The following is a 12,931-nucleotide window of genomic DNA, read 5'->3' as shown; positions in this document are numbered from 1 at the left end:
GACCCGCGACTGCATGCGTGCGGCCGGGTTCGAGTCCCGGGTGACCGACGAGCCGCCCGAAGCGGTGGACACCCGCTTCCCGTACGTCATCGACGACCCGGCACGGGCCACGTCGAACGGCTATGGCCGGGCGATCCGCACCCGACGCAACGCGATCGCGGACGACGACCCCGACCAGCGCTGCTTCCGCGCGTTGGCGGAGCCGCGCCGGTCGGCGGCCCTGCGGGCGTTCCACGGCGACGGCAATCAGCGCCTGGAGGCCCGTGTCCCGGGATCGGGGACGATCCGGCACAGCGACAAGGGCTGCGCGGCAAACGCCCGGCGCGGACTCTACGGCGATCTGCCGAGCTGGTTTCGGGCCCGCAAGGTCACCGAGGCGCTGCCCCGTCTCGTGCGCTCGGCGGTGGTACGGGACGCGCGCCACACGCGTTGTCCACCGAACTCGGCGCCACCGCCCGCGACTGAGTCGACGTCAACACCGTTCGAATCGAAGGGAATTCAGCTCATGAAGAAGCGAGTCGACACGCTCGTCGCGAGTGCGGCGGCGTTGATCTCGGTCGCGACGCCCGTGCCCGTCGGCCAGGCGGCGCAGAACGGACCCGCGGCGTTCGGGTGCAGGGGCCTTCGCCGACGGCGGGATCCACGCCTGGTCCGATCCGAACCAGCGGGGCGACCACCGCGCTACAGACAGTTGCCGACCGGGCGCCCCCCGTCCGTGGCCTCCGCCCCCGCGCGCCGGGAGTTGCGCTGACCCCGGCGTGCGGTGACCTCGCCGCCTCGGCGGCGGGGTTGCCGACCCGGTTGGTGGGCCGACTGCTCGCGGTGCCGGTGCTGTGTACCGCGATCTTGGCCGGGGTCTGGAACGGGAGCCCGGCCGCGGGCCGACCGGCGGCTTCGTCCGGCACGGCGGCGAGGCCGAGCGCGATCCAGGTGCCCGCCGGAGTGACCGCCGGAGTCGCCGTGTTCGACCGGCGCACCGGTACGTTCACCGCACAACTCGACGCGAACCGGCGGTTCCGCTCGGCATCGGTGGTCAAACTGCTCATCGCCCTCGACTACCTGTGGAATCGCGGGCCCACATATGCGATTCCGGCCGTCGATCGACCGGCCTTCGACCGCATGTTGCGCGGCAGCGACGACGCCGCGGCCGGGGACTTTTGGGCGCGGGCCGGATACGGGGCGATCGTCGAGCGCATGGTGACCCGACTGCACCTGGTCGACACCGCGCCGCCGGACGACCCGAACTTCTGGGGCTACACCGCTCTGTCGGCCGCCGACGTGGTCCGGATCTACCGCTACCTGCTCGACACCGCGCCGGCTCCGGTGCGCGACGTGGTGATGGGGGTTCTGCGCCAGTCCACCCGGTGTGCGGTCGACAGCTTCGACCAGCACTTCGGGATCCCGTCCGCCTTCGACCGTCCGTGGGCGGTCAAGCAGGGCTGGTCGGGCTTCGACTCGGGTGGTTGCGGGCCGACCGCCGCCGCGCCCTCGGCTGCTCCCGTCCGTACGGCGACCACGATCGGCGGGGTCGACCTGACCAGTCCGGCACTGCACACCACCGGCACGGTCGGGGCCGGGGACCGGTCGATCGTGGCGGTCCTGACGCTCCATCCGGCGGGCACGTCGTACGGAAAGGCCTACACCGACGTGGGCCGGCTGACGCGCTCGCTGAACGTATCCGGCGCGGTGCGACCGACCGGATCCCGGTTCGGCACGTGGAGCACGGGGGTGCACGTGCGGAAGGGATCGAACACCGGATCGTCGGTGGTGACGACCCTCCCCGCGGGGGTGGAGGTCCTGGTCGACTGCCAGGTCGAAGGGGAGGAGATCACGGTCCCGCCGTACACCAACCGGTGGTGGGCTCATCTGCCGCAGTACGGGGGCTACATGACCAACATCTACGTCGGTTCACCCGACGACCGACTACCCGACGTGCCGCTGTGTCCGTAATGCAGGCGCGGACGCCCAGCACGCACAGAGGGTGAAGTCCGGCGGTGTGTAACGGGGTTCGCACTACGGTCCACCCATCGTGGTGACGGACGAGGAACAACCGGGACGGCTCGCCGGACGGCGAAGGGCGATGCCGTGGGTCAACCACGGCATCGCCTTTTCGCGTCGGGAGCCCGTGGCGGTTGGGCAGATCCCTGGTCGGCGTCGGCCCATCACGACGCGGCGGGCATGCGGGTCGACGAGGCGGCCCTCGCGACTGGAGAAGGCCGCCGACCGGCCGAAGCGGGTCACCTCGGACCTGCGCAAACTGCTGTCCGCGACGACGGCGCGAGCCGACCTGGTCCTGGTTCCTGGTTCCGGTCCTGGTGCGTTCTGGTGCCGGCGACTGTGGCCTCTGGAACACCAGTGAGGCCCTCCGCCGGCCGGGAAAGGTTTCTCGCGGGGGTCAGCCGGCGAAGGTGCGGCGGTATCTCGACGGGCTGGTTCGGGTCATCGCGGTGAAGTGGATGCGCAGCGACTCCGCGGAGCCGAAGCCGCATCGGTGCGCGATCTCGTCGACGCCGAGACGTGTGGTTTCGAGGAGTTCACGGGCGCGGGAAACGCGTTGCGCGGCCACCCGGTTCATGACGCTCGTTCCGGTCACGGCCCGGAATCTGCGGCGCAGGGCCCGGGGGCTCATGTGGCTGTGCCGGCCGATCGTTTCCAGGGTGAGGGGCTCACCGAGGTGTGCCAGGATCCACGTGATCACGTCGGTGATCTCCGAGTCGCCGGTGGTTCGATGAACTGGGCCTGTCCTCCTTCGCGATGCGGTGGGCTGACCAGGAATCGGGCCATCGTGTTCGCCGCCGCCCGGCCGTGGTCGAGGCGCAGGAGGTGCAGGCACAGGCACACGGTGCCGAGGTGGCGCGATGGTGGGATCGACGCAGGCTCGACAGCGCCGGGTCGCCGCGTCGAGGACGCGTCCGCGTCCGTAGTGTCGGCAGCGGCCTGGGCCGGTTGTCCGGCGGATCGACGTCGGGGTGCCGCGCGCACTGGTGGTGGGCCGACCGGGTGGGGTCGATGGTCGTCATGGGTCGCCATGGGTCGTCGGCGGGAGGGCGTGCCGTGAGGCTTTGCCGAACGGTCGACCAACGACCGTCCGCGCTCGGATACCTTCCGGACATCCACCGAAGACGACGAACGGGCTGCCTGCGCCGTGGCGCGGACAGCCCGCCGGGAGGTATGTGATGGATTCCATCGACATCGTGGAGACGGCAGCCGCGCCGGCGACCGCCTGGAGTTCCCGCTCCGTGGGGAACGTGGGCACGGCCCGTGTCAACATCCTGCGTATGGACGGCAATCCGGTTCGGGAGGAGGCTCACGGGCGCGACGAAATACTCCTGGTGCTCGACGGGCGACTGGAACTGCTGGTGGAGGGCGCCGAGGTCACCGTCGGGGCAGGCGGGATGTACCGGGTGCCGGCAGGCGCGCGACATGCTGTGCGCCCCGGCAACCGCGGCACGTTGGTGATCCTGGAGGAATCCGGGGTGTGACGAGGACCGCCGAGGTGGGGCCCGTTTCCATGTCGCCTGCCGATTGGGATCATTGCGGGGCTTTTCCGGGGTTCGTCGTCCGTGTCGGCCAGAGCAGTGCCTGGGCGACGACGACGTTCTCGCCGTCGAAGGTGACGGCGGGGCCTTCGTGCAACTCGTAGCCCAGGATGATGGCCTCGCTCACCCGCCGGCAGAACCCGATGTCGTCCGGCCCGGTGATGACGCGATAGATCGGCAATCCGTCGGGTGGCGTGCTCATGAGGAGGAACCTTCCCGGCGCGCCCGCCCACCGATCCGGTGGGACGGTTCGCTCCGATGTCGTGGCTTCCCGGGGCGCTGGGCTGCCGCCACGGCAGGCTCGGGGGCGGTCGCGCAAATGCGTGAAGTGCGATGGCCGAGGCTCATGGTGGAGGGGTCTCGCTTTCTCTCGGTCGAACGAGAAGGGTCGAGCGGGGCGGGCGCGGCTTCGGGGCGGATTCCCGTTGTTCGCCGTGTGGGACGGGCCGGGTGGCGGGCCGGTCACGGTGGCGGGGACACCCCTCGGGCAAGGGGCCTGAAGGAAGGTCGAGCGTGAAGTCGTTGCGCCATGCGAGGAGGCTACGAACGCCACCCGGCACGCGGCCAGTGGCACTCGTGCCATGTATCGCCGGCATCGTGCCACATCCGCTGATCGGCCGGGCGGTATCGGGGCGTGACGGGCACAGGCGTCGAGGCGGCGTGGCCGTGGGCAGCCCTGGAACGTCTCGCCCGCGCTGGTGGGTTGGTGTCGAGGGAAGGGGGGTATGGGCTCGCCGCCCGCGGCGGCCACGTGTTCGCGACGGCCGTCCCTCGCGTCGGGGGAGGCGTTGCGCCGCGGCGGGTGTACCGGGGGTCAGTGGCGCGAGGTGCACCTCCAGCCGACCGATCGGCGGGTGAGGACTCGGCGCGGCCGAGAAGGTCGCCGACGTCGTCGAGTTGTGCCTCTACGTTCCCGGCGACGCGCGGCCGTCCAACCGGGGTTTTCGGCTCGGCTGCGGCGCCGGGGCTTCGGGGCGCGCGTCCGGTCCGGCGCGACGGCACGTTGCCGTCGGTAGGGTTGCCCGGGAAGCGGCACATTGGCCCAGGGCATGCGCGTATGCCTCCAGACCGAGGAAGGCCACACCGCGTATGGGAGTGACCCCCGCAGGCCCGCCACGGTCACCGTCCATCCGCCGGCGGCGCAAGCGCCTACCGACCTGCGACTACGCGATCGCGGAGGGCGCGTACGGGAAGGACGACCGCACACGCGCGGTCCGGTGGATCGTGTGTCCATGGCGTCGTGGTGGAGGTTGCCGGGCCGGGACGCGCTGGTTGTCGGCCATCCATCACGTCGATGTCGGGGCCCAGGTGGCCTGGCCACGCAAGGCGTCGTGATCCGTGATTGTGGGGTCGTGGCCGGTGACGGTGCCGGCGCGGTCGACGAAGTGCGCGGCGCTGACGAACACGTAGTCGAGTTTGATCGGTGTCGCTTTCGCGGTGGCGAACGTGGGCGCGCCGCTGCGGCATTGCGCGGCGGAGGGCGGGCAGTTCGGGGTGTAGTACGCCTTGTTGGTGTCGTCGACCTCCACGAATCGTCCGTGGCCGCCGGTGTGGGAGTACATGCCGTCCAGGCCCGGATGCTCGGGCGTGAGGTTGAGATCCCCGCCGACGATCACCGGTGTGCCCGAGCGCACGACGGCGTCGACGATTGCGGCAAGCCTTCGATTCTGTTCCACGCCGACGTCCTCGGGGCTGGGATGTCCGCTGCACACGTGGACGCGACGATCTCGCAGCGCGGTGTCGGTGCACAGCAGGCCGAACTGTTCGCGCGTGGTGCCGGGGGTCGTCAGGTTGTGGAACGTGCCCGGGCCGACCGGGCCCTTGACGAGGACCGCGATGCCTTCGTGGGTCCCGCCTCGGTTGTCGGGCCGGCAGCCGGAGCCCGTGTCCAGTTGGCTGTGGAAGACGCCGGTATAGCCGCGTGGACGGAGCTCGGCCAGGAGTGTCTCGAACTGCACACCGCACACCTCGCTCAGGAACACCGCGTCGCTGTTCCAGCTGGTGATCTCTTGTTCGACCTTCGCGACTCGGCGGGTGACCTCTCCCGCTATCGAGGGATCCTCGGTACAACCGCTCCAACCACCACAGATGTTGTACTGAAGAAAGTGCAAGGCAGGTCCACCGCCCGTGGTGGGGCTCTGTGCGGCGGTCGCGGAGAACCCGGGTACCAGGCAGAGCGCCAAGACGGCGAGCAGGAGCAGTCTGGCGCGCACGGACATCCCTTCATGGCGCACGTCGCCGGCAACCGGCGCTCGGACACACGGAGTTCGCGACACGGTCGGTTGTCTCGACGTCGCCGGCGAGGACATCGACCCATCGACTTCCCTCGATGATCACACGAACATTTCCGGATTCCGCGCAGGCGCGACCGACAACCACGCGACCGATGGCCGCCGCCGCCATTGCTCGCCACGCGCCACATGCCGCGGTCCGGTGCGCCGGTCTGCGGTGAACTCTGGCCGGCCGGGAACGGCATGACGGCACCCAACGGGTCGAAGCGGCGCCGGCCTCCAGGCGCATCGAACCGGCCCTTCACGGCCATCGCGCGCCCGTCACTCGATGGGAGGCTTCGGCGGGGCATGTCGGCGTCGACGCACCGCCCGACCGGAATTTCGGATGCGCCGTCACCGCTTGATGAGCAGACTCGGGCGGGCACCGCGCAATCGACCGTCCTGGGCGAACACATCGCCGTACCGCAACACGTGAGGTACCCACCGACACCGTTCGCGCGGCGGGTCCGGCAATTTCCGATTTCCATGCGGCCCACGCCTCCTCGTCGACCGCCCCACCAGGGAGAGTTCGCACCTGTGAATACGATCGCAACCGAGTCCGACGGGGCCGAACTCGGCGGCCGGGTGGCCGAGGTGGGGCGACGCGGGGTGCGCCGGCTCGCCTTGCTGACCGGGGCGGGCATCTCCACCGCCTCCGGTCTCCCCGACTTTCGCGGTCCGCACGGTGTGTGGACCCGTGATCCGGCGCGGGAACAGGACACCCACCGCAAGCGGTACGCCGCCGACCCGGGTGTGCGGGCACGCGTGTGGCGTGACCTGGCCGCAACCGGGGTGGCCCACGCCCGACCGGGCGCGGCGCACCGGGCGCTCGCTCGGCTTCGAGCGATCATCGCCACGCAGAACGTCGACGGACTGCATCGGAGTGCGGGCAGCCCCGTCGAGTGCGTGCTCGAACTGCACGGAAGCCTGGCTCGGGCCCGCTGTGTGCGATGCCGGTGCCGGGTGCCGATGGCGAACGCGCTGCGCGCGGTCCGGGCCGGAACGGGCGAGCCCGCGTGCCCGGCATGCGGGAAGGGAACGTTGCGGCCGGATGTGGTTCTGTTCGGCGAACACCCGGACCGCGACCTCCTCGGGCGTGCGGCGAACGCCGTGCGCGCGGCCGAGGTGTTGCTCGTGATCGGAACGTCGTTGCGGGTGCGGCCCGCCGCCGACCTGTGTACCACCGCGATCGAGAGCGGTGTCGAGCTGGTGATCGTCAACGCCGAATGCACGCCGTACGACGACGCCGCAAGCACCGTGTTGCGGGGCGACATCGAGGTGCTCGTGCCGCGACTGGTGACCGCGCTCGTGGCCGGCGGAACGCCCACCCGATGAGCCGTCCACGTCCACCGGACCCGGCCACGCGCCGTGGGGCGTTCGGCTCAGGCACAACCGGTATCGCCCGGGCCTTGTCGATGGCGTGACGGGCCGGCGGAGACCGACCCCGTCAGGATCGACCGAGCCACCCACCGGGCTCACTCGTCCTCGTAGTACCTGTCGTAGCCGGCCGACAACTCCTCCACCGAGAAACCCTCGAACGCGCCCTCCGATTCGAGCTCGCGCAGACGGTTCAGCACCACCGGCGCAGACCGCGAGGGGTGGGCCGAGAGGTAGGTCTTCGTCGGCTCGATTCCGTGGCCGAGAAGAAGCTCGATGTCGATCGAGCACGCCGCGTCGAAGCCGGCTTCCTTCGCGCTCCAGACGAGCAGAACGTCGTCGAGCTCGCCGCTGTTGAACAGTTGAACGCAGCAGAGCTTCATCAGTTCCGTGTCGCCCTCGCCCTGAGCACGGCGCTCGCGTTCCGTATGCTCGCCGAGCAGTTCACGGATCTCGTCGAGGTGCGCGCGACCGGGGCGGAGCCCGAAGCGGCGCAGACTTTCCTCTTCGTCCATCGGTGGTATCCCCCTGGTCGTCCGGCACCGTCCGTACCCCATCGTCCCTCGACACGCACCCGAGCCTGATGCCAAGGCCGGGAAGGTCCAGGTGCCCGATCCCGTGTGGAGTGGTCGACATCCGCACCGCGCTCCGACTGTGCGAGCGACGCCGCACGCCGTAGATTCACCCCGTGCCCACGACGCGGCAGTGGGCGGGAGGGCTGGAGACAGCTTTGCGGGACGGCTTTTCCGACGGATTCTTTACCCGGGCGGCACACGAGACACATCCGGTGGACCTGATGTGTCTGTATCTGCTCCATGGCTCGCTCGATCGTATCCCCGGTCTGTTGGTCGATCGCGAAACGCTGTCGTTCGAGCACCTGAGTCGGCGCGTCCGTGCGGTGAGCCGGTCCAGCCATGACGACGCGGACATGTTCTCGCTCTGGGTTCGGAGGAAGGTCCAAGGGCGGATGTACGGTTTGGAGTTCCGAATCTATTTCAACGCCGGTGAGCCCTGTGCCGACGCGGTGATTCCGTTCGGGGCACCTATCGAATTGCCTAGGTTCCTGCACCACCTTCGCGGTTGCTGCGGCTCGGGGGCGGCTTCGGGCGACTGGGACTTCGACGTGTACACCGATGTGCGTCATCTCCGGGAGAGTGTCGTGCTGTTCGGCAACCGGCGCGAGGTCTGGTTCCAGGTCAACCGCGGCCCGGTCGTAGCCGGCCGGTCCAGGTTGACCCCTTGGCACCGGGGGCGGCTGGTGACCGGCCGCCTGCACGGCAACCGGTTCGGGACGAATACCCAACTGCACGCGGGAAGCGTGATGTTCCCCGACCGCCTCGCCGCCGTCGTGGGTGAATCGGCCGAGGCGCGGGCCTATCGGCGGTACGTGGCCAGGCTGCGCGATCCTCTCCCCTCACGCCCGGGACGGTCGGTCCGGCCCTGACGGCCCGCCTCGGAGCGGTCCGCGCCACCCCGGCCGCGGGGAACTCGTCACCGACGACCCGGACGAGCAGATCGTCACCGTCAAGTGCGAACCCGAGCACGCCCGCTCCCACGTGCGCGCCCACGCCTCGATCACCCCGGGCCGCCACCTCGACAAACGGCACTGGATCTCACTCGGGCCGGGACCCGGCATCACCCGGCGACTGGTCACCGACGCGGTCGAGGATTCCTACGACCTGGTCTCCGACATCGGCGGTGCGCAGCATGGACATCGCAGGAGTCGAGTGTGCGTCCGGCCCCACGGCGGTGGTGGCTCTTCGACGCGACCCGGACCGGGCGTGATCACTCGACGGCGTCGTCGCGGACGAGTGTGGAGTCGGCCCACGTCAGTGGCTCCTCGAGGGAGGAGGAGAACACCACCTTGGACGCCTGCGTGCGTTCGTCGACGGACGCCTCTTCCTCGGGCCTGAACTCGTCTTGGCCATCGGGGACCTCGCCTGCGACGAAGCCCGACACTCTTTGACAGGACCGGAATTGCGAGAGATGCTAACGACGTTAGATTATCTAACGCCGTTAGGAGTTGGGATGGGAAGGCGGGAGGACGTTCGTCGGCGGACGTTCGCCGAGATCCTGGACGCCGCCGGCCGCATGGCGGAGGCCGAGGGCTGGCAGGCCGTGACGATCCGGCGGATCGCCGCCGAGATCGGCTACAGCGCGCCGGTGATCTACCAGCATTTCGCGAGCAAGGAGGCCGTGCTTCGAACGTTGTTGGAGCGGGCCAACGCGGACCTGCTGGAGCGGATGCGGTCCGCGGTGGTCGGCGAGCCGGCGTCACGAGGGCCGCACCTGGCCGCGGCCGCGTATCTGGAGTTCGCCCGATCGCAGCCCGGCCCGTACCAACTCGTGTCGGGCGGAGCCGGCACGGGCGTCGACGCCGCCACCCGCCGCGCGGCCGCCGCCGAAGTGCTCGCCTTCACCCGCCGGGTCGTCCACGCGTGGGCGGCCGACACCGGGGCCGGGCCGGTCGACCTCGACGACGCCTGCGACCTGCTGTGGGGCACGCTGCACGGTCTCGCCGGCATCGGGTCGATCGAGGACGTCGGATTCGACCGCGCCCTGCACCTGGCCGAACAGGCGGTGTCGGCCCTGCTCGGCTACTGGACCGCCCCACCCACCGACCCCGACACGCACCACCCGCGCGCCCACCGTCCGAACGTCAGGGGAGAGAAATGATCTACCACCACAACCGTTTCGCCTTCAAGGAGACCGTCACCGCCGAGCAGCGCGAGGAGGCCCTGGCGAGCCTGCGCAACCAGGGCGAGTCGATCGACGCGGTCGTGCGGTACATCGTCGGCAGGGACGTCGGCGGCGACTTCGAGTACGGCGCCGTGTTCGTGCTCGAAGACCTCGACGGGTACTGGGAGTACCTGATGGCACCCTCGCATGCCCACACCGACCGGATCGGCCTGCCGCTCCTCGAAACCTTCGTCTCGTACGACACCACCGACAGCGACGACCCCGACATCGCCCGCAGGATCGCCGAACTCCACGAACGCCGCTACGCGGGCGACCCGGCCCTCACCAAGCTCGTGGCCGACCTGCCCTCCTACAGCGGCAGCGGGGCACCCACGCCCAACGCCTGACCAATCGTCCAACGCTGCCCGGCCGGGTCGGGAGCCCCGCGGCGACTCGACGTGGCCGCGGCTCCGGGAGTCGGCCGGGTGCCGTCGCCCGTGTGGGCGAGGCGCAGGTGTGGTCGGCTCCGGTCCGGTCCACGATCTGGTTCATGATCGATTGCACGCGTCCGACTCCGCTGGACCCGGGCGGGGTCACGATGGGCCCGGCCGAGGCACATCCCGCTTTCGCGGATCCGGGCTACGTCCGCCGCAGGAACCTGATCGCCGACCGGGCCCGCGGTCACCGGGTGGGCGAGCCGTCTCCCCCGGTGCGCTACACCGAGGCCGAACACGCCACCTGGCGGAAGGTGCACCGCGCGTTGTTGCGGGCGCAGGACGGCCGTATCTGCCCGGAGCTTCTGCGCGCGCGGGAGGCGGCGCCGATTCCCGCCGACGGCGTCCCCCAGCACGAGGAGGTCTCCGACGCGCTCCAGGCCCTGACCGGGTTCCGATTCACCCTGGCGGGCGGAATCGTGCCGAACAAGCGTTTCCTCGGCGCGATGGCCGAGGGGTACTTCCACGCCGTGCAGTACGTGCGGCATCCCGCGATGGCGCTCTACACCCCCGAACCGGACGTCCTGCACGACGTGTTCGGGCACGGTATCCACCTCGCCGACCCGGCCCTCGCCGACCTGTACCGTACGGTGGGCCGGGCCGCGGCCCGCGTGGACAGCGCCGACGCGCTCGACCTGATCAGCCGCGTGTACTGGTTCACCCTCGAATACGGCACCGTCCTCGACCGCGGCATACCCACGGCGTACGGAGCGGCCCTACTGTCGTCGTTCGGCGAACTCGCCCGCTTCGCCCGGGCCGAACTGCGCCCGTTCGACCTCGCCGACATGGCCCGCATGCCCTACCAGGTCGCCGGCTATCAACCGGTCCTGTTCACCGTCGACTCCCTGACCCACCTCGCCGACCTCCTCCATGCCTTCCTCGACGACTTCGACGAGAACACCCGCGACCGTCACCGCCTCCCCGCCCTCACCGAACGGGGCTTCCCGACGCACCCGCCCCGGCCATGAGGCCGAGCGCGCGCCTCGATCGGGGTCGGCGTACGGGCCTTGTCGGAGGTCGTCGCCCATCGCGGGCAAGCGGCGGGGCGGTGGGTCGGCGCGTTCTTTCGATGCGGCCGACCCACCGGCTCGGGGTGCTACGACAGGATTTGGACGCTCGTGCCGCCGGTGTCCTGCCGGGCGGTCGGGAACACGGCTCAGCAGGCCCCACGCTCGTCGGAGAGGCGTAGGTCCAAGATCTCCTCGTCTCCGAAGATCTGTCCCGTGGGGACGAATCCGGCGGAGATGTACAGCGCCCTGGCCGCGACGTTGTCCGCACGTACACCGAGCCGGAGCAGGGGTGCCGAGAACATCTCCCCCACATGTGTGACGACTTCCCGCAGCGCGGCGCGTCCCAGCCCCCGCGCCTGGTGGGCCTCGTCGATCATCAAGCGGTAGAGCCAGATTTCCCCGTCGTCGGGATCGGGTCCGTACATCGCGAAACCCACCGCACGCCCGTCGTGCAGCACCGCCCTGGTCACGAAGCCGGGGAGAAAACGACTCTCCGCGATCGAGTACACGTTCGGTGCGATGAAGTCGCGTTGTTCCCGGGAGACCGTCAGGTCGACCACCTCCTCCCAGTTCGCATGGTCCAAGTCGGCAAGCTGTACACGAATCGACATGGGGTATTCATACAAGCCTCCGGGTGGATGGGCATCCCTATTTGGGCCGGTGACCAGCGCAAACGTCACCATCGGGACAGCCCTGGCGGTGGATGCCACCCGCACCGGGCTCACGCCGCCCGCGCGGCGCGGCAGGCGGATCGTGTCCGTCGCGGTCGTGGCGCCGGCTGCGAGCAGCGAGCGCGCGAAGCGCCCGCCCCGAGAGCATCGGGCGGCTCGGTCGGGCTTGTGGTGACCGCGGGCCGCGGGCCGCGGGCCGCGGGTGGGGCTACTGCGATACCGAGATGTAGGGCAAGGCGTCGAGGAGCCGTGCGGAGCCGCGGGTGTCGGGGGCTCGGAGTGGGATCGGTCAGGTTCCCAGGATGTGGTCGGCCGGGACCTCGTGGATGATTCCGAGGCCGTCCTTCTCGTCGATGTCCTCGCCCGTCTCGACGAAGCCGAAGCCCCGGATGGTCGCGAGCGACGCGACGTTGTCGGGAGCGATGGTGACCCGGACCACGCGCACGCCGGGCTCCTCGGCCGCGCGGACCAGGAGCGAGCGCAGCATCGCCCTGGCGTAGCCGCGACGGCGGGCCTCCGGTACCACCGTGTAGCCGATCTCGACCATGCCGTCCTCGTTCGGCGGGCCGTGGTAGCCGGCGTAGCCGACCACCGCGCCGTCCGGTTCGGAGACCGCGGCCCGGGCCACCCACGGGGCGCTCGCCGGGTCGGCGGTCACCTGGTCGAAACGCTCTCGCCACAGGCCAAGCGCTCGTTCGGACACGAAGAACTCGGGCAGGTCCAGACCGGTATGCGCGCGGGCCCCGACCAGATCGCCGGCCACCAGGCAGGTCAGCGGTCGGCCCGCCAACAAGACCCAGCGGACCTGCCGCTCGGGGGTGACGAACACGGGTCGGATGGCGTCGTCGGGGTTGGTCACCAACGGATCATCGGCGACAACCGCGCGCCCGT

14 protein-coding genes and 2 pseudogenes are annotated in these 12,931 nt (G+C 70.3%); 9 read left to right on the top strand and 7 right to left on the bottom strand.

Features of this window, described 5'->3' with window-relative positions; all coding sequences use genetic code 11:
* The first annotated feature begins 13 nt into the window (after window positions 1-13).
* On the top strand, window positions 14-751 hold the full coding sequence (locus ACWGR4_RS03550) for a hypothetical protein (protein ID WP_452128158.1): 738 nt from the start codon (window positions 14-16) through the stop codon (window positions 749-751).
* 77 nt (window positions 752-828) lie between these two features.
* On the top strand, window positions 829-1,950 hold the full coding sequence (locus ACWGR4_RS03545; RefSeq protein WP_452134177.1) for a hypothetical protein: 1,122 nt from the start codon (window positions 829-831) through the stop codon (window positions 1,948-1,950).
* Between the two features lie 445 nt (window positions 1,951-2,395).
* Here ACWGR4_RS03545 and ACWGR4_RS03540 read toward each other — a convergent pair whose 3' ends face one another.
* Window positions 2,396-2,698: a helix-turn-helix domain-containing protein gene (locus ACWGR4_RS03540; RefSeq protein WP_452128160.1), complete on the bottom strand. Its 303-nt coding sequence runs from the start codon at window positions 2,696-2,698 to the stop codon at window positions 2,396-2,398.
* A gap of 478 nt (window positions 2,699-3,176) precedes the next feature.
* Between ACWGR4_RS03540 and ACWGR4_RS03535 the strand changes: the two genes are divergently transcribed.
* Window positions 3,177-3,482, top strand: coding sequence for a cupin domain-containing protein (locus tag ACWGR4_RS03535; protein ID WP_452128161.1), 306 nt, complete (start codon window positions 3,177-3,179; stop codon window positions 3,480-3,482).
* 49 nt (window positions 3,483-3,531) lie between these two features.
* Here the strand turns inward: ACWGR4_RS03535 and ACWGR4_RS03530 are convergent, their stop codons facing one another.
* Both ACWGR4_RS03530 and ACWGR4_RS03525 read right to left on the bottom strand, forming a co-directional pair.
* A complete protein-coding gene (locus ACWGR4_RS03530; RefSeq protein WP_380006819.1) occupies window positions 3,532-3,741 on the bottom strand; it encodes a DUF1737 domain-containing protein in 210 nt (69 codons plus the stop codon).
* Window positions 3,742-4,825: 1,084 nt separating this feature from the next.
* Window positions 4,826-5,752 carry an endonuclease/exonuclease/phosphatase family protein gene (locus tag ACWGR4_RS03525; RefSeq protein WP_452128162.1) on the bottom strand — a complete coding sequence of 309 codons (927 nt, stop codon included), beginning with the start codon at window positions 5,750-5,752 and terminating at the stop codon, window positions 4,826-4,828.
* Between the two features lie 594 nt (window positions 5,753-6,346).
* Here ACWGR4_RS03525 and ACWGR4_RS03520 point away from each other — a divergent pair.
* Complete coding sequence (locus ACWGR4_RS03520; RefSeq protein ID WP_452128163.1) at window positions 6,347-7,144, top strand: SIR2 family NAD-dependent protein deacylase; 798 nt, start codon at window positions 6,347-6,349, stop codon at window positions 7,142-7,144.
* A 140-nt stretch (window positions 7,145-7,284) separates the two neighbouring features.
* Here ACWGR4_RS03520 and ACWGR4_RS03515 read toward each other — a convergent pair whose 3' ends face one another.
* A complete protein-coding gene (locus ACWGR4_RS03515) occupies window positions 7,285-7,701 on the bottom strand; it encodes a hypothetical protein (RefSeq protein ID WP_452128164.1) in 417 nt (138 codons plus the stop codon).
* Window positions 7,702-7,874: 173 nt separating this feature from the next.
* On the opposite strand from ACWGR4_RS03515, the gene ACWGR4_RS03510 reads away from it, so the two are divergent.
* On the top strand, window positions 7,875-8,630 hold the full coding sequence (locus ACWGR4_RS03510) for a hypothetical protein (RefSeq protein WP_452128165.1): 756 nt from the start codon (window positions 7,875-7,877) through the stop codon (window positions 8,628-8,630).
* Window positions 8,539-8,856, top strand: a pseudogene (locus tag ACWGR4_RS03505) (MmcQ/YjbR family DNA-binding protein); the annotation flags it as partial. The gene ACWGR4_RS03510 and the pseudogene ACWGR4_RS03505, both read left to right, overlap by 92 nt.
* Window positions 8,857-8,974: 118 nt before the next feature.
* Here the strand turns inward: ACWGR4_RS03505 and ACWGR4_RS03500 are convergent.
* A pseudogene (locus tag ACWGR4_RS03500) lies at window positions 8,975-9,145 on the bottom strand (dihydrofolate reductase family protein); the annotation flags it as partial.
* Between the two features lie 69 nt (window positions 9,146-9,214).
* Between ACWGR4_RS03500 and ACWGR4_RS03495 the strand changes: the two are divergent.
* From ACWGR4_RS03495 to ACWGR4_RS03485, 3 genes are all read left to right on the top strand, one after another.
* On the top strand, window positions 9,215-9,862 hold the full coding sequence (locus ACWGR4_RS03495; RefSeq protein WP_452128166.1) for a TetR/AcrR family transcriptional regulator: 648 nt from the start codon (window positions 9,215-9,217) through the stop codon (window positions 9,860-9,862).
* Complete coding sequence (locus tag ACWGR4_RS03490) at window positions 9,859-10,272, top strand: Dabb family protein (RefSeq protein WP_380006794.1); 414 nt, start codon at window positions 9,859-9,861, stop codon at window positions 10,270-10,272. The genes ACWGR4_RS03495 and ACWGR4_RS03490 overlap by 4 nt, the downstream gene beginning before the upstream one ends.
* 143 nt (window positions 10,273-10,415) lie before the next feature.
* The gene (locus tag ACWGR4_RS03485) at window positions 10,416-11,327 is read left to right on the top strand and encodes a phenylalanine 4-monooxygenase (RefSeq protein ID WP_452128167.1); all 912 of its coding nucleotides are present in this window, start codon (window positions 10,416-10,418) and stop codon (window positions 11,325-11,327) included.
* Between the two features lie 188 nt (window positions 11,328-11,515).
* Here ACWGR4_RS03485 and ACWGR4_RS03480 read toward each other — a convergent pair whose 3' ends face one another.
* Both ACWGR4_RS03480 and ACWGR4_RS03475 read right to left on the bottom strand, forming a co-directional pair.
* Window positions 11,516-11,980, bottom strand: a complete 465-nt coding sequence (locus tag ACWGR4_RS03480) for a GNAT family N-acetyltransferase (RefSeq protein WP_380006788.1) — start codon at window positions 11,978-11,980, stop codon at window positions 11,516-11,518.
* A 349-nt stretch (window positions 11,981-12,329) separates the two neighbouring features.
* Window positions 12,330-12,899, bottom strand: coding sequence for a GNAT family N-acetyltransferase (locus ACWGR4_RS03475; RefSeq protein WP_452128168.1), 570 nt, complete (start codon window positions 12,897-12,899; stop codon window positions 12,330-12,332).
* Window positions 12,900-12,931: the final 32 nt, after the last annotated feature.

It is taken from the genome of Embleya sp. NPDC055664 (genome assembly GCF_053618075.1).
Note: the sequence above shows the minus strand (reverse complement) of the source record. Positions and strands in the feature narration are given on the sequence as shown.

Coding starts and splice junctions, on each gene's coding strand:
- ACWGR4_RS03550 (WP_452128158.1), top strand. CDS start 14: ATGCGTGCGGCCGGGTTCGAGTCCCGGGTGACCGACGAGCCGCCCGAA.
- ACWGR4_RS03535 (WP_452128161.1), top strand. CDS start 3,177: ATGGATTCCATCGACATCGTGGAGACGGCAGCCGCGCCGGCGACCGCC.
- ACWGR4_RS03530 (WP_380006819.1), bottom strand. CDS start 3,741: ATGAGCACGCCACCCGACGGATTGCCGATCTATCGCGTCATCACCGGG.
- ACWGR4_RS03515 (WP_452128164.1), bottom strand. CDS start 7,701: ATGGACGAAGAGGAAAGTCTGCGCCGCTTCGGGCTCCGCCCCGGTCGC.
- ACWGR4_RS03495 (WP_452128166.1), top strand. CDS start 9,215: ATGGGAAGGCGGGAGGACGTTCGTCGGCGGACGTTCGCCGAGATCCTG.
- ACWGR4_RS03490 (WP_380006794.1), top strand. CDS start 9,859: ATGATCTACCACCACAACCGTTTCGCCTTCAAGGAGACCGTCACCGCC.
- ACWGR4_RS03485 (WP_452128167.1), top strand. CDS start 10,416: ATGATCGATTGCACGCGTCCGACTCCGCTGGACCCGGGCGGGGTCACG.
- ACWGR4_RS03480 (WP_380006788.1), bottom strand. CDS start 11,980: ATGTCGATTCGTGTACAGCTTGCCGACTTGGACCATGCGAACTGGGAG.